General features: G+C 69.0%; 17 protein-coding genes, 1 tRNA gene and 1 pseudogene. 4 read left to right on the top strand and 15 right to left on the bottom strand.

The genetic code is table 11. The features are described 5' to 3' along the window. Positions 1-143: 143 nt before the first annotated feature. On the top strand, positions 144-950 hold the full coding sequence (locus IAE60_RS06075; RefSeq protein WP_187574252.1) for a hypothetical protein: 807 nt from the start codon (positions 144-146) through the stop codon (positions 948-950). A gap of 61 nt (positions 951-1,011) precedes the next feature. Here the strand turns inward: IAE60_RS06075 and IAE60_RS06070 are convergent, their stop codons facing one another. From IAE60_RS06070 to IAE60_RS06025, 10 genes are all read right to left on the bottom strand, one after another. Next, positions 1,012-1,233, bottom strand: a complete 222-nt coding sequence (locus IAE60_RS06070; protein ID WP_187574251.1) for a CsbD family protein — start codon at positions 1,231-1,233, stop codon at positions 1,012-1,014. Between the two features lie 205 nt (positions 1,234-1,438). Next, a complete protein-coding gene (locus IAE60_RS06065; protein ID WP_162108122.1) occupies positions 1,439-1,573 on the bottom strand; it encodes an entericidin A/B family lipoprotein in 135 nt (44 codons plus the stop codon). A gap of 176 nt (positions 1,574-1,749) precedes the next feature. After that, a complete protein-coding gene (locus IAE60_RS06060; RefSeq protein WP_056879413.1) occupies positions 1,750-1,902 on the bottom strand; it encodes an entericidin A/B family lipoprotein in 153 nt (50 codons plus the stop codon). A 146-nt stretch (positions 1,903-2,048) separates the two neighbouring features. After that, positions 2,049-2,972 (bottom strand): arginase, encoded by a 924-nt coding sequence (gene rocF, locus IAE60_RS06055; RefSeq protein WP_162108121.1) that lies wholly within the window; start codon positions 2,970-2,972, stop codon positions 2,049-2,051. A 94-nt stretch (positions 2,973-3,066) separates the two neighbouring features. Beyond that, positions 3,067-3,142 (bottom strand) — tRNA-Thr (locus IAE60_RS06050). A 13-nt stretch (positions 3,143-3,155) separates the two neighbouring features. Continuing rightward, positions 3,156-3,824 carry an SPOR domain-containing protein gene (locus tag IAE60_RS06045; RefSeq protein WP_187574250.1) on the bottom strand — a complete coding sequence of 223 codons (669 nt, stop codon included), beginning with the start codon at positions 3,822-3,824 and terminating at the stop codon, positions 3,156-3,158. Positions 3,825-3,843: 19 nt separating this feature from the next. Next, positions 3,844-4,593 (bottom strand): type III pantothenate kinase, encoded by a 750-nt coding sequence (locus tag IAE60_RS06040; RefSeq protein ID WP_187574249.1) that lies wholly within the window; start codon positions 4,591-4,593, stop codon positions 3,844-3,846. Continuing rightward, entirely contained in the window at positions 4,590-5,552 is a 963-nt protein-coding gene (gene birA, locus IAE60_RS06035) for a bifunctional biotin--[acetyl-CoA-carboxylase] ligase/biotin operon repressor BirA (RefSeq protein WP_187574248.1), read from the bottom strand. The genes IAE60_RS06040 and birA overlap by 4 nt, the downstream gene beginning before the upstream one ends. Next, a complete protein-coding gene (gene plsY, locus IAE60_RS06030; RefSeq protein WP_187574247.1) occupies positions 5,549-6,175 on the bottom strand; it encodes a glycerol-3-phosphate 1-O-acyltransferase PlsY in 627 nt (208 codons plus the stop codon). The genes birA and plsY overlap by 4 nt, the downstream gene beginning before the upstream one ends. Positions 6,176-6,205: 30 nt before the next feature. Beyond that, entirely contained in the window at positions 6,206-8,026 is a 1,821-nt protein-coding gene (locus IAE60_RS06025) for a DegV family protein (protein ID WP_187574246.1), read from the bottom strand. 192 nt (positions 8,027-8,218) lie between these two features. On the opposite strand from IAE60_RS06025, the gene IAE60_RS06020 reads away from it, so the two are divergent. Together IAE60_RS06020 and IAE60_RS06015 are read left to right on the top strand one after the other, a co-directional pair. After that, positions 8,219-8,539: a hypothetical protein gene (locus tag IAE60_RS06020; RefSeq protein WP_162108016.1), complete on the top strand. Its 321-nt coding sequence runs from the start codon at positions 8,219-8,221 to the stop codon at positions 8,537-8,539. Next, positions 8,506-9,310 (top strand): annotated as a pseudogene (locus IAE60_RS06015) (M90 family metallopeptidase). Before IAE60_RS06020 ends, IAE60_RS06015 begins: the two are co-directional and overlap by 34 nt. 33 nt (positions 9,311-9,343) lie before the next feature. Here the strand turns inward: IAE60_RS06015 and IAE60_RS06010 are convergent. The 5 genes from IAE60_RS06010 to dusA all read right to left on the bottom strand — a co-directional run bounded on the left by IAE60_RS06010 (position 9,344) and on the right by dusA (position 14,045). After that, positions 9,344-10,795 (bottom strand): ATP-binding protein, encoded by a 1,452-nt coding sequence (locus IAE60_RS06010; protein WP_187574244.1) that lies wholly within the window; start codon positions 10,793-10,795, stop codon positions 9,344-9,346. A 28-nt stretch (positions 10,796-10,823) separates the two neighbouring features. Then, positions 10,824-11,510, bottom strand: a complete 687-nt coding sequence (locus IAE60_RS06005; protein WP_055937106.1) for a response regulator transcription factor — start codon at positions 11,508-11,510, stop codon at positions 10,824-10,826. A 74-nt stretch (positions 11,511-11,584) separates the two neighbouring features. Next, entirely contained in the window at positions 11,585-11,971 is a 387-nt protein-coding gene (locus IAE60_RS06000) for a hypothetical protein (RefSeq protein WP_187574243.1), read from the bottom strand. Between the two features lie 148 nt (positions 11,972-12,119). Further along, positions 12,120-13,043 (bottom strand): arginine deiminase-related protein, encoded by a 924-nt coding sequence (locus tag IAE60_RS05995; RefSeq protein WP_187574242.1) that lies wholly within the window; start codon positions 13,041-13,043, stop codon positions 12,120-12,122. A 3-nt stretch (positions 13,044-13,046) separates the two neighbouring features. Further along, complete coding sequence (gene dusA, locus IAE60_RS05990; RefSeq protein WP_187574241.1) at positions 13,047-14,045, bottom strand: tRNA dihydrouridine(20/20a) synthase DusA; 999 nt, start codon at positions 14,043-14,045, stop codon at positions 13,047-13,049. 216 nt (positions 14,046-14,261) lie between these two features. Here dusA and IAE60_RS05985 point away from each other — a divergent pair, with 216 nt between their 5' ends. Then, a complete protein-coding gene (locus tag IAE60_RS05985) occupies positions 14,262-15,866 on the top strand; it encodes an FG-GAP repeat domain-containing protein (protein ID WP_187574240.1) in 1,605 nt (534 codons plus the stop codon). Positions 15,867-15,878 lie beyond the last annotated feature (12 nt).

Below are 15,878 nucleotides of genomic sequence, written 5' to 3'. Positions count from 1 at the left end.
CAGGCGTTGCCGGCGGGGCCGTGCGACACGGCGTCGCAGGCACGCTCCACTGGCCGCTTAACCGGCGTAGATGTCGCCGTCCCCGGCAACCCCACTGCCATGGGCCGTCCGTTCCCAGCATCGTCCCCACCTGGAGAACGGACATGCTGCATCGCTTCCTTGCTTCCCTGGCCACGCTGGCGTTGCTCGCCGCGTGCGCCCCGTCCCATGCCCGCCCCCTAGTGGACGTCAGCGTGGTCGACCGCGACACCGGCGAATGGCTGTCCCAACATCCCCACCAAGGCGATGTCTGGGTGGCCGGTTCGCCCGGCCATCGCTACAGCGTCCGCCTGACCAACACCACCGGCGAGCGCGTGCTCGTCGTGCTGTCGGTCGATGGGGTCAACGCGATCACGGGCCAGACTGCGCACCCCTCGCAGGCCGGCTACGTGCTGGAACCGTGGCAAACAACGGAGATCAACGGCTGGCGCAAGTCGATGCACGACGTGGCGCAGTTCGTCTTCACCGACCTCGGCGACAGCTACGCCGCACGTACCGGCCGGCCGCGCAACGTCGGTGTGATCGGCGTAGCGGCGTTCCGCGAAGCCCGCACCCACTATCCGCAGTACACGCCGCCGCCGATCGCGCGTGGACGGATGGAGAAGCGTGGCGAAGCCAATGACGCCGCCGCCGCGCCCGCAGACACGTCACGTGGCCTTGCGGCCGAAGAATCCATGCGCCAGCAGAGCATCGGCACCGGGCACGGGGACCGCGAATGGGCCCCGACCTCGCGCACGGGTTTCGAACGCGCGACCCGCCAGCCGGAGCAGGTGAGCGAAGTGCGCTACGACGACTATCGTCGCCTGGTGGCGCTCGGCGTTGTACCGCGGCGCCATGGTCCGATCTGGCGCGAGAACGCGCCTTCCGCGTTCCCCGGCGGCTTTGTCGCCGATCCGCCGCGCTATCGTTGAGCGCGAAAACGCAGACGGGCCGCGCGAGGCGGCCCGTCCTGCTCGACGCGGCATCAGCCGGTCAATGGTTCATGGATTTGTCCGAACGCAAGGTGCGCTGGAAATCCTCGACTTCGGTATGCGCGCGATCACGGTCGTAGCCGTAGCGCTCCTGCAACCGGCCCTCCAGATACTCCGCATTGCCCTGGGCCACCTTGAAATCGTCGTCGGTGAGATCGCCCCACTTGGCCTGGATCCTGCCCTTCAGCTGCTTCCAGTTGCCGGCGATGACGTCCTGGTTCATGGCGTTTCCTCTTCGTGTTTCGCGGCAGGGGGTTGCCGCGTGCGCAGCGTCGCAGGCCGTGCGTTCCCATCTGATCAACTGCGCGTCAACGCGCCATTAGAAGACGCTGAATGGTTCAGCGGCATGACGAGGCGCAGGACGGTTGACACGCGCTGAAATGGAAACGGGCCGCGATGCGGCCCGTCCATTCACCGGAAGCCGCGGGTCACTTGCCCGAGGATTCCTCGACCTTCTCGCCGACCTTCTGCACGTCCTTGCCGAACCCCTTGACGGTGTTGCAGCCGGACAGCACGGCGACGGAGAACAGGGACAACAGCATCAACGCGACGAAACGCTTCATGGGCGACTCCTGTGGACGGTATTCACGGTCAGCGGCCGGCGGTCCGCACCGGACCGGCCGCGCAGTCTGATTCAACCATACTGGCTGGCGGCTGACCACGCAGGAACGAACAAGGGCCGGGGAGCTACCCCGGCCCTTGCTCAGGCTGTCGCGGACGAGGCGTCAGGTCCGCCGGCTTAGCACTTGCCGTCCTTGCAGTCCTGGGCCTTGTCCTCGACCTTCTCGCCGACCTTCTGGACGTCCTTGCCGGCGCCGGCCATGGTGTTGCAACCGGACAGGACGGCCGTCGAGAACAGGGCCAGCATCAGCAGGGTCATCGCACGCTTCATGGGTCTTCTCCTTGGTGGATAGCGGTGCCGTCGCGGGTGCGTCCCACTCCGCGGCGGCGTGTGCGTCCACCTTCGACGCGGCGCCGTATAGGGCGCGTGAAGTCCGCAGCGACCCGTTCAGTCGCAGTTTTCCTGCCCCGCCCGACTCAGTCGCGCATCAGGGTGGACTTGCCGAACAGGCTCTCCACCAAGTCCACCGTGAGCTTGGCGGTACGGTTGCGCCGGTCCAGCACGGGGTTGAGTTCGACGATGTCCAGCGAGCCCATCAGGCCGGTGTCGGCGATCATCTCCATCACCAGCTGCGCCTCGCGGTAATTGGGACCGCCGGGTACCGTGGTGCCCACGCCCGGCGCGATGCTGGGATCCAGGAAATCCACGTCGAAGCTGACGTGCAGATGGGTGTCGGCATCCATGCCCTCCAGCGCGGCTTCCACGGTGCGCTTCATGCCGACCTCGTCGATGTAGCGCATGTCGTACACGTCGACCCTGTGGTCCTTGATCAGCTTCTTTTCTTCGGGATCGACCGAACGGATGCCGATCTGCCGGACCATCGCCGGGGTGATGGCCGGGGCGTCGCCGCCGAGTTTCGTCAGCGCATCCGGGCCGATGCCGCACAGGCAGGCCACGGGCATCCCGTGGATGTTGCCCGACGGCGTGACCTCGCTGGTGTTGAAGTCCGAGTGCGCGTCCAGCCAGAGCACGCGCAGCTTCCTGCCGGCCTGCCGGCAATGGCGCGCCACGGCGGTGATCGAGCCCATCGCCAGGCAGTGGTCGCCGCCCATCATGATCGGCAGGCGTCCACGTGCCAGTTCGGCCGCCGTCGCGTCCATGACGGCGCGGTTCCAGGCCACGACTTCATCCAGATGGCGATAGCCGTCGACCGGCCCGGTCCACGGATTGGCCGGCCCCTGCACGTTGCCGGTGTCGATCACATCCACGCCGCGCGCCAGCAGCGCCTCGCCCAGACCTGCGATACGCAACGCATCGGGTCCCATGCGCGCACCGCGATGGCCGGCACCGACGTCGGTGGGCACGCCGATCAGGGACACGGGGGGAAAGGTTCGACTCATGGATACGTCCTGCGGAAAACAGGCGCACAGTCTAAGCCGGAGGCGATGACGGCCCTGTGGCATCGCAACACGCGGAGCGCGTGGCAGGTCTTGATGGTGCCGCTTATCCGAATCGAACGGATGACCTACCGCTTACAAGGCGGTTGCTCTACCAGCTGAGCTAAAGCGGCGTGGGCGGCAATTCTAGCGCAGCGCAGCGCATTCGAGCGGCTGCGGCGCGCCGCTGGATGCCAAGCGCGCCAGCGCGTCCACGTCTGCGCCGGCGGCCGCGCCCGCATCCAGCCACCACAGGCTGGGGCCCGCACGTCCCACGGGCTGCATCTGCGCGGGGAAACCGGCGGCCAGCAACTGCGTCAGGCGACGTTCCGCCGCTTCGCGACTGCGGTAACGGCCCAGGGCGATGCCGTTGGCCTGCTCGCCCTGGCGCACGACCAGGAAATCGTCGAAGCCGGCCGCGCCGATGCGGCCCGCCGTCGCCTGCGCTTCCTCCAGCGATGCCGCAGGCGGCATCACCACCTGGTATCCCCCGGTGCCGGCGCCGGGAACTTCGCGCAGGCGCGCGTGCAGGAGCCGGCCGGCCAGGGCCGCCTGTGCCTGCAGGGCCGAGGACTCGCGGGTATAGGGCCCCAGGCTGAAGCATGCGGCCAGGGCGGCAGGCGGCACCGCATCGCGCGCTTGCGGGACCGGCGCCTGCGTCGGCATCGACGGGGCTTCATTCACCAGTTGCAGGCGAGCCACACCCGCGGGCAGTGCGGGCTCTGCTGGCGGCGTCGGCGCGGGACGGGTCAGCCACCAGGCGGCAGCTCCCAGGTTCAACACCACCAACAGGACGATCAGGGCGCGGATCAGCATGCACCGATTCTAGCCGTGCTCAGCCGTCGGCACCGAGCCGTGCCCAGAGGGCCACGCCTTCCAGCACCAGCGAAGGCGCAAGCATGGCGTGGTCCAGGTGCGACGCCAGCTCCCCTGCGCCGCCGCCATGCAGCAGCAACGCGGGGCGCTCGCCCAGCCGCTGTTCGGCCTGCGCCAGGCTACGTTCGATCAACCCCAGCGCCGCCCCCTCGCAGCCGGACGCCAACGCATCGCGGGTGTCGGCGGCGAATTCCAGATAGTCGCCCCCCTGGGCCGGCAGCTGCGCCGCCGCCTGCTGCAGCGCCTCGCGCATCAGCCGGGGGGAAGGCGCGATGCGCCCCCCGTGATGACGACCCTGCGCGTCCAGCAGGTCGATGGTCACCGCGGTGCCCACGCCGACCACCAGCCAGGCCCGCGTGCCGCGCGCATGCGCAGCCAGCAAGGCCAGGAGCCTGTCCACGCCCAGGCGCGCAGGATCGGCATAGGCGATACGCACGCCCGCCAGCGTCGGCTGCGTACGCACGATGGAGATGCAGCCGAAACGGCGGGTCAGCCAGTCCACCGCCGCCGCCGTGCGCGCTGGCGACGCGACGCTGGCCAAGACGGCGGAGGCCGCTTCGCCGGTGACCGCGGCGGGAACGGCGTCATCGAGTGCGCCCGCGACGTCGTCGCCGTAACCGAGCGCCCGCACCTCGCCCAGGCGACCGTCCGCCTGCAGCGGCGCGCATTTCATCCGGGAGTTGCCCAGGTCGAATACCCACTGCGTCATGAGGCCCTCACGCTGACATCGCCCGCATGCACCCGGCGCACGGCCTGCCCCATGCGCACGCGCAGCGCGCCATCCTCGCCGATGCCGTCGGCGATCCCGTGTTCGTCGCCCTGCGCGCCATGCACGGTCACGGCGCGACCCGCCAGCACATCGAGCGCGGCGTAGCGTGCCAGGAAGGGCGACAGACCCTCGTCGTCGAACAGGTCCAGCGCCGGCAGCAAGGCATCCAGCAGGCAGGCGGCCAGCGCGTTGCGCGAAGGCGCATCCACACCCAGGCGCGCGAGATCGGTCCAGGCCTGGTCGATCGTGGCGGCGAAGTCGGCAGGCATGCGCACATTCAGGCCGATGCCGATCACCGCGCGCGCCGGCCCGGCATGCTCGCCCCCGCCTTCCACCAGGATGCCGCCCAGCTTGGCGCCACCGGCCAGCAGATCGTTGGGCCACTTCACGCCGACGCCGTCGTAGCCCGCCTGCCGGAGCGCTTCGGCGACGGCCACACCGACCACCAGACTCAGGCCGCCCAACCGTGCGAGGCCGCCAGAAAACTGCCGGGACACCGACAGGTACAGGTTCGCCGCGATCGGCGATGCCCAATGCCGGCCGCGTCGTCCGCGCCCGCCGGTCTGCTGTTCGGCCAGCAACACCGCGGCGCCCTGCGCGGGCGCCTTGCGGCGCAGGAGTTCGCTGTTGGTGGAGTCCAGCGACCATGCCACGTCGAGGGCCGACACCGAACCTGCCTGCCGCATCCGCGCGAGAATGCGTTGCGATTCCAGCAGTTCGACCGGCGCCGCGAGAGCGTAGCCCCGGCCCGGCCGCGCATCGATGCGTACACCCCCCTCGCGCAGGGTTTCGATACGCTTCCATACCGCCGCGCGCGTCTGCCCGACGGCACGTGCTAGCGCATCGCCGGAGACCGGTCCTTCCGCAAGACGCACCAGCAGGTCGCGCTCGCCGCTCATGCGCGACGGCGCCAGAAGCGCACGCGCTCGAAGCGCGACTCGGTGCCCGCGCGCAGACGCTGCACGTTGGCGCGATGGGTGAACAGCACCAGCAGCGCCGCCACTGCCGCGAAGGCCTGCGTGGCGACATCCGCTCTCAGCCACACGGCCAACGGCAGCAGGCAGGCCGTGGCGATGATGGAGGCGAGCCCGACGTAACCGCTGGCGACCAGCACGCACACCCACACCAGGAACAACGGCAACAACGCGACCGGCCAGAGGACCGCAACGCCACCCAGCAACGTACCCACACCCTTGCCGCCGCGGAACCCGTGCCACAGTGGCCACACGTGGCCCAGCGCGGCCGCCAGAACGGCCAGCCACGCGACCGTGCGCACGGGCAGCACACCCTCCGCCGGCGCGAACCGCAGCGCGAGCCACGCCGCCAGCGCACCCTTGCCGATGTCGATCAGCACCACACCCAGGGCGAACTTCGCGCCCTGGGTACGGAATGCATTGGTGCCACCCGCGTTGCCGCTGCCCTGCGTGCGGATGTCCACGCCACGCAGGCGGCCCAGGGTCAGGCTGCCGGAGACGGACCCCGACAGGTAGGCCAGCAGCAACAGGAAGCAGACGATCAGCATGGCGCCATTATGGGCCAGGTGCCGGCGCGCTCAGCCATCCGGGGCCGGCTGCACGGCCACGATCAGCGCACCCGGTCCCGCATGCGCGCCGATGGCCGCGCCGGTTTCCACCAACCGGTCCTCGCAAATATCCAGACGCGTGCGCAACGCGGCCAGCAGGCGCTCCGCATCCGGCCGCGCATCGCAGTGGCCCACGATCAGACGCCAGCGCCGGCCGCCCGGCAATGCCCGTGCGACCCGCCGTGCGAACGCTTCCGGCGCGTTCGCACGCGTGAGCAGCAGACCCGCCACGACCATCCGGCCGTCCGCGCTCATCTTCGCCATGGGGGTCAACGCCGTCAGGCGTGCGATCGGCGCGGCCCAGCGCGGAATGCGTCCGCCACGCACCGCGTGCGAGATGTCCGGCGCGATCGCCCACATCCGCGTGAGCGGGCGAAGGCGCTCCAGTTCCGCCACCACCTCGCTCTCGCCCTGCCCCTGTGCGGCGAGTTCCGCCGCGCGCCAGACCAGCAGCGCCTGCCCGCATGCGGCATTGACGGTGTCGAACACGCGCACGCGCGCTCCGGGGTCGCGTGCCGCGGCGTGCTCGCCCGACTGAAGCGTGCCGGACAGCGCGCGCGACAGGCCCACGTACAGCACGCGCGCATGGTGCGCGAGCGAGAGCTCGAACTGCCGACGGAAATCCCCCGGCGGCGGCTGGCTGGTGCGGGGCAGCTGGCGCGAGGCCGCCATGCGCCGGTAGAACTCGGCCGTGGACAGGCCCACCTTGTCCAGGTAGTCGCGCCCATCCAGATCCACGCGCGCCGGCACCACGCCGATGGCGTAGCGCTCGGCGATGTCCTCCGGCAGGTCGGCCGCGCTGTCGGTGACGATCACCAGCGACTGGGCCAATCCGGCGGTGGTCTGCTGGCGGACCATGTCGTCGGCCTTCATGCCTTCGACCTGGCCCTGCGCCGCGCAGGCGTCGAACAATGCCTGCGGCGATCCCGTATGCGCATGCACGCGCAACCGCGACGCGCCGCCTGCGATCACGATGGAGTCCGCGCCCACCGCTTCCAATGCGGTACGAAGACGTTCCCGGTCCAGTCCTTCGCCCAGCAGCAGGCATTCGGTGCACCAGCGACGCGCCGGATCGATGTCGTGGTCATGACCGAGCGGATCGGTGGCATCGTTCGCGGCCGGTGGCGCGCTGCCGCGCATGCGCACGGCGCGGGGCCCGCCCTCGACGAACTCGGCGATGCCTTCGAGCAGGTCGACGAATCCCTGCGCGCCCGCGTCCACCACGCCCGCCTTCTGCAGCAGCGCCATCTGCCGTGGGGTGTCGGCCAGCGCGCGGCGCGCACGGTCCAGCGCACGTGCGAAGCCGCTGCGCGTATCGGCCGGGGCATCGACTTCGCCCGCGGCGGCCTCCAGTTCGTCGGCGAACGCCGAGATGACGCTGAGGATGGTGCCTTCCACCGGCTGCGCCAAGGCCTGGCGGGCGCTTTGCGCGCCCTGGCGGACGGCCGCGGCGAGCGAGCGGCTGTCCAGCTCCGGCAGGGTCCGCACGCGCTCGGCCACCCCATACAGGAACTGCGCCAGGATCGCGCCGGAGTTGCCGCGCGCACCGTCGATGGCATCGTTGCCGACGCGGCTCAGCAGGTCGCCGGCGTGCTGGCTGGGTTGGCTGAGCGCCCCGTTCAGCACGCTGCCCAGGGTCGATGCAAGGTTGTTGCCGGTGTCGCCGTCGGCCACGGGGAACACGTTGATGCGGTTCAGTCCGTCGCGCGCGGCGATGACCCGCCTGGCGCCGGCGATCAGCGCCAGGCGCAGGGCGGGTGCGGTCAGTGGGCGGTTCTGGGGTTCGGGCATGCGCGCAGTCTGCCGCAAGCGGTCCGACCCAGCTGCTGCGTCGCAGCAGCCGATGCCGGCTTTTCCTCGATCCGTCGCCGCAGGCCCGCGTTTCGTCGCACGGAACGGTCGGATGGGTGCCGGCGGATGCCATTCAGGCTATAGTCGGCGGTGTTCCCTGGCCGCTGTACCCGACCGACAGGAGTCCCTCCGATGCTTCGCGCCAGCCTTGCCCTGATGCTTCTCGGTGCCTCGGCGGCCGTGCTCGCCCAGAACGGCCGCGGCATCGCCAATGACGCGTCCACCAGTTGCCAGGATCTGAGCGACCGCGCGGTCCCTGAGCGCGCAGCCGACACCATACCGGCCGCGCCGGATGCGCGTCGGGCGCGTGCCACGGCGGTCCGCAGCAAGTACGCCGCCCCTGCCGCCGTGCTGTCCCCGTCCCCGCGCGGAGGTGGCGACGACGACGAGACGCCGCTGCCGCGCAGTCGTGGTTCGAAGTGGCACAGCTTCCTGCCGGGCATGTTCCGCTGACGCGGACGGCAACACCCGGTGATCGGCCTGCTGCGCCGCCTGCGGCGCCCCGCCCCGTCCGTTGACGAAACCCTCTGGCGCGCCATGCGCGCCGGAACGCCCTGGGTATCGGCCCTCGACGACGCCCGCGCGGATCGCCTGCGCGGGCTGGCCGCACGCTTCCTGCACCAGAAGACGATCACGCCGCTGGCCGGGCTGGACCTGGACGACGGTCAACGCCTGCAACTGGCGGCGCTGTGCTGCCTGCCGCTGCTGGAGTTCGGCGAAGCGGGACTGCGCGGCTGGTCGCAGCTGATCGTCTACCCGGACGCCTTCCGCGTACGGCGCACGCACACCGATGCGGCCGGTGTCCTCCACGAATGGGAAGACGACCTGGCCGGCGAAGCCTGGGACCAGGGGCCGCTGATCCTGTCCTGGGCCGACGTGCAGGCCGACCTGGCCGAGCCCGATGCGGGCTTCTGCGTGGCCGTGCACGAGATGGCACACAAGCTGGATGTGCTGGACGGCGAACTCGACGGCACGCCGCCGCTGCCCGACGCCTGGCACGGCCGTTGGGCGCGCGACTTCCAGCGCGCCTACGACGACTTCTGCATGCAGGTGGACCTGGGGCGCGAGACCGCGATCGATCCGTATGCCGCCGAAGCGCCCGAGGAGTTCTTCGCGGTCGTCACCGAGTACCACTTCTCCGCCCCGGACGTGCTGGCCGGATCGATGCCGGCGGTAGCCGGGCACCTGCGCAGGTTCTACGGACCGTCGCCGTTCGCCGCCTGATCGCGGACGCGCCGCAGGCGCTCCGCGGCACCCCTACAGACCCGGCGGCAGGCGCACCTCGAAGCGGGCGCCACCCAGTTCTTCCGAACGCTTCACCTGCAGCTCGCCGCGGTAGTCGCGGATCAGGTCCTGCACGATCGACAGGCCGATGCCGTGACCCTGCACGCGCTCGTCGCCGCGCACGCCGCGCTGCAGCACTTTGGCCACATCGTCCTCGGCGATGCCGGGACCGTCATCGTCCACCGCCAGGAACAGGCCCGCACGCCGTTGCGGTGCGGTAGCACCCACCTCCACCGTCAGCAGCACCCGCGAGCGCGCCCACTTGAAGGCGTTCTCCAGCAGGTTGCCCATCAGTTCCTGCAGGTCGCCGGTCTCGCCGTGGAAGCGTGCGCGCGGGTCGATCTCGAACTCGCAGATCACACCCTTTGACGCGTAGACCTTCTCCAGGCCGCGCACGATCTCTTCGGCGTGGGGCTCGATCTCGACCGCCGCGGAGAACAGTTTGTGCCCGCTGGAAGCCGCACGCGCCAGCTGGTACGACACCAGGTTGTTCATCCGCTTGAGCTGCACGTCCAGCTCCTGCCGCAACGCATCCGGATCGGCGGTGTTGTCCAGTTGCGTGCGCAGCACCGCGATGGGTGTCTTCAGGCTGTGCGCCAGATCGGCCAGGGTGTTGCGCTGGCGCTCCAGGTTCTCGCGTTCGCTCTCGATGAAGGCGTTGATGCTGTCGGTCAGCGGCTCCAGCTCGCGCGGATGGCTTTCGGTCATCCCGGACAGTTCGCCGCGCTGCACGCGGCTGAGTTCGAAGATCACGCGCCGCAGCGGACGCAGGCTCCAGCGCAGCACCAGCATCTGCAGCAGCAGCAGGATGACGCCCGCGCCGCCCAGATAGACCCACAGCGAGCCGCGGAACACGCGGATCTGTGCACTCAGCGCCTGCGCGTCCTCCAGGATATAGATGCTGTAGGGGATCTCGGCGTGCTGGTGGGTCGCAGGCCAGGCGTATCCCACGCCGTACCGGTAGGCCTGGCTCTCGCTGCCGTCGGCGCGGCGGATCGGCAACGGCCCCTCGAACGACTCCTCCAGCGCTCCCAGCAGCTGCGGCACCGGAAGCTCGGGGCCGAGCGTGGAATTGGACCCCCACGGCGGCACGCCCTGCAGCACCACCTGCGCATACATGCCGCTGTCGGGCATGTCGAAACGCGGATCGGGCGTGTTGTACGGCGGGATGAGCGTGCCGTTGCGGCCGAATTCCACCTTGTCGGTGTAGTACAGCGCGTAACTCTTCAGGCGCTGGCGCAGGTTGTCTTCGGCGGTATCCACGAAGGCGCGGTCCAGCGCGTAACCGGCCAGGGCGAGGAACGCCAGCAGTGCCAGACTGGCCGCCAGCAACTGGCGCGCACGCAACGAACGCGGCCGCCACCCGTCGAACCGGTCACGGCCGACGGGGGCGGAAGCTGCGGCGCCGGCGGGGGGCGCGGGCATCAAGTGCAGGCGATGCCGGCGCGATGCATCAGCCTTCGCCGCTGCGCGGGATGGCGAAGCGGTAGCCGCGGCCGCGCACGGTTTCGATCGGCTTCAGTTCGCCGTCCGGGTCCAGCTTCTTGCGCAGGCGGCCGATGAAGACTTCCAGCACGTTGGAATCGCGGTCGAAATCCTGCTGGTAGATGTGCTCGGTCAGGTCGGCTTTCGAGACCAGTTCGCCCGCGTGCATCATCAGGTATTCGAGCACCTTGTACTCGTAGCTGGTCAGGTCCACGTTGCTGCCGTTGACGCTGACGGTCTGCGCCGCCAGGTCGAGGGCGACCGGACCGCATTCCAGCGTGGGCTTGCTCCAGCCGGCGGCGCGACGCAGCAGCGCGTTGACGCGGGCCAGCAGTTCCTCGACATGGAACGGCTTCACCAGATAGTCGTCGGCGCCCTGCTTCAGGCCCTCGACCTTGTCCTGCCAGCTGCTGCGCGCGGTCAGGATCAGCACCGGGAACTTCTTGCCCTCGTCGCGCAGGGCCTTGATGAGCTCCATGCCCGACATCTTAGGCAGGCCGAGGTCGATGATGCCCACGTCGAACGGCACTTCGCGACCCATGTACAGACCTTCCTCGCCGTCCTGGGCCGCGTCCACCGCGAAGCCTTCGCGCTTCAGGCGCGCGGCAAGGGTTTCACGCAGGGGGGCTTCATCTTCGACCAGCAGGATACGCATGGACTCTCCTTGGAATGCGGCGCGGCGCCAGGCCGCGCGGGACGTGCTCGTGTGAGCCGTGATTCTACGTAAGACTACGGGCGCGGGGGGTTATCGCCGCGTGGAGGCGGGGTCATGTCACGACGCGGACGCGCCGGCGCATCGGCACCGCGTCGGGCGGGGCCGGCATCGTCCATGACACGTACCCGTCCGCGGTCGTCCACGTACTTCACCCGGTTGATCTCGCGACCGTCGTACTGCATGCGCTCGACGCTCAGCACCTGCCCGCCGGTTTCGTTGCGTACGCGCCGCACCGAGTCGGACATCGACGAACGATGCGCGCGCTCTTCGGCCCGCGGGAACGCCCGCTCGCGCGAGGGCGGGCCACCCTGCTCATCCTGCGCCCACGCACCCGCGGCTCCAGCGACGGAAACGAGGGCGGCCAGGGCGACAGCGGCGAGAAGGGGAGTACGAAAGCGCATAACGGAATCGTAACGGAACTGGGATCGCGAAACTGAACGAAGCCCGAAACCGCCTCTGTGGATATGGAGGCAGAGTCTTGGCCCCCGGCGGTGAATCCGTTCTGAATTTATCCACAGCCCGGAGGGCCCCATTCAGGCAGCTGAATGGTCAGAAAATCTCGGCCACACAACACCTTAGCGACCCGCCGCCGGCCTCGATGGCCTCCAGCGGTACGCTGCGGACCGAGAAACCCGCGCCCTCTTCCAACTGGCGGCGGGACGCTTCCGCGAGGCGGTGGTGAGCCTGCCGGCTCATCCAGACAGACCGGTCCGTCAGGGCGATCGCATTGCCGGCGAAGGCCGCCTGCTCGGCCCGCGACAGCGTCACGACATGCGGCCCGTACAGCGCATGCAGGGCGCGGGAGACATCGCCCTGCAGCGCGTGCGGACACACCAGGGCCGCCCGGCCGGCCAGCACGGCGAGCAGCACGTTGGTGTGGTACTCCCCGGGCGCCAGGTCGAACATCAGCGTGACCCGCAGCCCGAACGCCGCATGCATCAGCGCCGCGCCGGCTTCGTCGCAGCGCTCGGACAGGCCGCAGAAGCCGATACCGCGCGCGCGGTCGATGACCAGCGCGCCGGTCAGCTCGCAGGGGTGTGTCTGGCCGGACAGGTCGGTCTCCGCATAGCCCAGCAGGTCGCGGAAGTAACCCCGGATGTCCGGCCGTTCCGCTTCCCGCTGGCGTACAGGATGGCGCATGCGGCCGACGATCAGCCGCGGCTCGCCATCGACCTGGGTCGTGGCGAAGACGTTGTTGGGGAACACCGCGTCCGGCGTGGCCTCGCTGCCCGGGAAGCAGACCACGGGCAGTTCCTGCGACAGCGCGCGGTGCAGCGCATGGTGCTCGCGCAACGCGGCGTCCGCGTCGAACGCCCCCGGGTCGGCCATGTAGCGGTTGTCCTGCGCCGACTGCTCCGCCCGGACGAAGCCGTCCGGCGACACCAGGAACGCCGCCCGCGCCGTCGCGGGGCCGAAGTCCGGCTTCAACGTGCACGCAACGGCGATGAAAGCGTCGATGTCGCGCGTGATCATCGCTCAGGCCGCCGGCCGCAGTTCGCGTTGGGTCGCCGCCAGTGCCTGCTCCACCAGCGACCAGTCCGCACCGGGCTTGTGTGCGCCTTCGCTGAGGACCTGCCGGAACGCGCGACCGCCCGGTTGTGCATGGAACAGGCCCAGCACGTGACGGGTCAGGTGCTTCAGTGCCACACCCTTCGCGAGTTGGGCTTCGACGTAGGGGCGCCATGCGCGCAGCAGGTCCGCGCGCGGCGCGGGCTCGCCACCGAACAGCGAAGCCTGCATCTCGTGCAGCACGTAGGGCTCGTGGTACGCCGCGCGGCCGATCATCACGCCATCGCTGTGCTGGAGGTGCTCGTGCACCTGCGCGGTCGTGGTGATGCCGCCGTTGATCGCCACCGTCAGTTCCGGTCGTTCGCGCTTGAGCCGGTAGGCCCAGTCGTAGCGCAGCGGCGGGATCTCGCGGTTCTCCTTCGGTGACAGGCCCTGCAACCAGGCCTTGCGCGCGTGCACGAAGAACACGTTGCAGCCGGTGGCCGCCACGGTATCGATGAAGGCGCGGAAGAGGTCGTAGTCCTCCTGCTCGTCCACGCCCAGGCGGCACTTCACGGTGACAGGGATGTCGACGGCATCGATCATCGCCGCCACGCACTCGGCCACCAGCGCGGGCTCCTTCATCAGGCAGGCACCGAAACGCCCGGCCTGCACGCGGTCCGACGGGCAGCCGACGTTGAGGTTCACCTCGTCGTAGCCCCAGTCCTGGGCGATACGCGCCGCCTGCGCCAGGTGTGCCGGCTCGCTGCCTCCCAGCTGCACGGCGACGGGGTGCTCCACGGTATCGAAGCCCAGCAGCCGATCACGGTCGCCATGGATCACCGCCTGCGCGTGCACCATCTCGGTATACAGGCGCGCATTCGGCGCCAGCAGCCGGTGGAACACGCGGCAATGCGTATCTGTCCAGTCCATCATCGGGGCGACGGACAGGCGCAGGGTTTCGTGGAGAATCGGGGGGGACGTCATGCGGCCATTGTACCGCGCCGCCATTTTCCGCTTCTTCCGACAAGGCCGGGCCTGCCGCCTCATAGGTTGGGGTGAACGAAGTGAAGCCCAACACCGTACGCATCGCACATCCATATGTTAGGCATCGCAGGCTCAGCCCAACCTATCGCGCTGCAGCTAGGAAACCGCTGATCGCCGATATACTCCGCACGGACAGGACAGGGGCAGGGGAAGGAGATGCACAAGCGATCGAGTGCGGTGCTGATGATCGTGGCTGGCGGGGCGTGCGCGGGCGCACTCTGGGTGTCGCAGAGTCTGGGCGACGTCATCCACCGTTCTCCCCGCCTTTGGTCCAGCGCTCCGGCAAGCGCTCTCATTTACGCGCGCGCCGACGAACAGGAAGAGGCCGCCATCCCGTCGACCTTTAGTCGCCGTACCTCCGGCTTCTGGGCCAGCGTTCGGACGGGCCGGTCGAGTGCCCCCTCGCCTGACCGGGTAGGCGCGCCGCTTGCAACAATGCCCCCTATGGCCGTGACTCAGCAGACCTATTCGATGTCTGCACCGGTTTTCCTGTCGGATCCGGCAACCGCTCAGGCGCGCTCCATTGCCGTGGGCGATGTGTCCGGCGACGGTCGGGACGACATCGTGTTCCTGTCGCTGGTTTACGCCCCCAATCCGGCAAATAACCGCATGGAGATCTACGCCATTTATCAGGGTGACGATGGTCACCTGGATGCGGCCGTCAAGATTGGAGAGTCTGGTAACAATCTCGCTTACCAGCTCCTGATCGCCGACCTGGATGGTGACGGCGTGGGCGACATCATCACCTCCACCGGAACCGGCATCATGATTCTCCGCTTGAACGCGGATGGTACGTTCGCATCGAAGACGACAGCGGCCGGCGATCCGTATGACATCGTGGCCACCGATGTCGATCGGGACGGCTACCTCGACGTTCTCGTCGATTCCAGCGACATGTCGGCTACGGTGATCCATGGCGACGGCCACGGCGCATTCGACCGCGTATCGACGCTGCCATTGCCTTCGGCCGCCGCCCGAACGACCGGCGATGTCACAGGAGACGGTCTGGACGATCTGATTCTTGGCACGATCTTCAACAGGCCACTGGAGGAGTTCCGGATCTACCCGGCAATGGCCAGAGGCGGGTATGCCTCACCGATCGTGCTCTCCCTGCCATTGGGATCCAACCCCACGGCATCGCTCGTCGTTGGAGATTTCAACTCGGACGGCCGCGGGGATCTGGTGCTGGATGAAGCGAGAAACTCAGCGAACCTCCGCCTGTATCTCCAGAACGGGCAGGGCAATCTCGCCCCCAGCATCGAAATCGCCAGGTATTCGAGCTCCGGCCCCCTGATTGCTACGGATCTCGATGGCGATGGGCGGACCGACCTGGCGACCGCACACACGGGATGGAGCTACATCGGCTACTACCTTCAGACCAATTACGGCTTGGCCCCCGAAGTTCTCATCAATGCCTATCAGAGGATGGGCAGGAAGGACTACTTCGCCGCGGGCGACCTTAACCAGGACGGATGTGTCGATCTGGCGATCGCTCGATGGAGTCAATCGCCCGTGCTTCTGTATGGCCAAGGATGTGCGCCTCCACGAGTGGTCGCCTGCTGCTCCCAGCCAATCCTCATGGAGGGTCCCACACCCAGCGCTACGAGGCCGGCATTGCCGCTGGTACGCCCCAACAACCAAGTGGGCGACAACGGCGGAGGAGATCTGGTCCGCGGTGCTGGACCGCGCCCCGGACGCAACGAGCGCGGCACGCCTGATTTCCTCCACAAGCGGGCGCACGTACCGGTTCTGACTCCGTAGCTGCGCCCGGCA

It is taken from the genome of Pseudoxanthomonas mexicana (genome assembly GCF_014397415.1).
Taxonomy (GTDB): Bacteria; Pseudomonadota; Gammaproteobacteria; order Xanthomonadales; family Xanthomonadaceae; genus Pseudoxanthomonas_A; species Pseudoxanthomonas_A mexicana.
The sequence above is the reverse complement of the archived record's forward strand: the minus strand, read 5'-3'. Positions and strand labels throughout refer to the sequence as shown.

Coding starts and splice junctions, on each gene's coding strand:
- IAE60_RS06040 (WP_187574249.1), bottom strand. CDS start 4,593: ATGACGCAGTGGGTATTCGACCTGGGCAACTCCCGGATGAAATGCGCG.
- IAE60_RS06010 (WP_187574244.1), bottom strand. CDS start 10,795: ATGCCCGCGCCCCCCGCCGGCGCCGCAGCTTCCGCCCCCGTCGGCCGT.
- IAE60_RS06075 (WP_187574252.1), top strand. CDS start 144: ATGCTGCATCGCTTCCTTGCTTCCCTGGCCACGCTGGCGTTGCTCGCC.
- IAE60_RS06070 (WP_187574251.1), bottom strand. CDS start 1,233: ATGAACCAGGACGTCATCGCCGGCAACTGGAAGCAGCTGAAGGGCAGG.
- IAE60_RS05985 (WP_187574240.1), top strand. CDS start 14,262: ATGCACAAGCGATCGAGTGCGGTGCTGATGATCGTGGCTGGCGGGGCG.
- IAE60_RS06000 (WP_187574243.1), bottom strand. CDS start 11,971: ATGCGCTTTCGTACTCCCCTTCTCGCCGCTGTCGCCCTGGCCGCCCTC.
- plsY (WP_187574247.1), bottom strand. CDS start 6,175: ATGCTGATCGTCTGCTTCCTGTTGCTGCTGGCCTACCTGTCGGGGTCC.
- IAE60_RS05995 (WP_187574242.1), bottom strand. CDS start 13,043: ATGATCACGCGCGACATCGACGCTTTCATCGCCGTTGCGTGCACGTTG.
- IAE60_RS06065 (WP_162108122.1), bottom strand. CDS start 1,573: ATGAAGCGTTTCGTCGCGTTGATGCTGTTGTCCCTGTTCTCCGTCGCC.
- IAE60_RS06020 (WP_162108016.1), top strand. CDS start 8,219: ATGCTTCGCGCCAGCCTTGCCCTGATGCTTCTCGGTGCCTCGGCGGCC.
- birA (WP_187574248.1), bottom strand. CDS start 5,552: ATGAGCGGCGAGCGCGACCTGCTGGTGCGTCTTGCGGAAGGACCGGTC.
- dusA (WP_187574241.1), bottom strand. CDS start 14,045: ATGACGTCCCCCCCGATTCTCCACGAAACCCTGCGCCTGTCCGTCGCC.
- IAE60_RS06025 (WP_187574246.1), bottom strand. CDS start 8,026: ATGCCCGAACCCCAGAACCGCCCACTGACCGCACCCGCCCTGCGCCTG.
- rocF (WP_162108121.1), bottom strand. CDS start 2,972: ATGAGTCGAACCTTTCCCCCCGTGTCCCTGATCGGCGTGCCCACCGAC.
- IAE60_RS06060 (WP_056879413.1), bottom strand. CDS start 1,902: ATGAAGCGTGCGATGACCCTGCTGATGCTGGCCCTGTTCTCGACGGCC.
- IAE60_RS06045 (WP_187574250.1), bottom strand. CDS start 3,824: ATGCTGATCCGCGCCCTGATCGTCCTGTTGGTGGTGTTGAACCTGGGA.
- IAE60_RS06005 (WP_055937106.1), bottom strand. CDS start 11,510: ATGCGTATCCTGCTGGTCGAAGATGAAGCCCCCCTGCGTGAAACCCTT.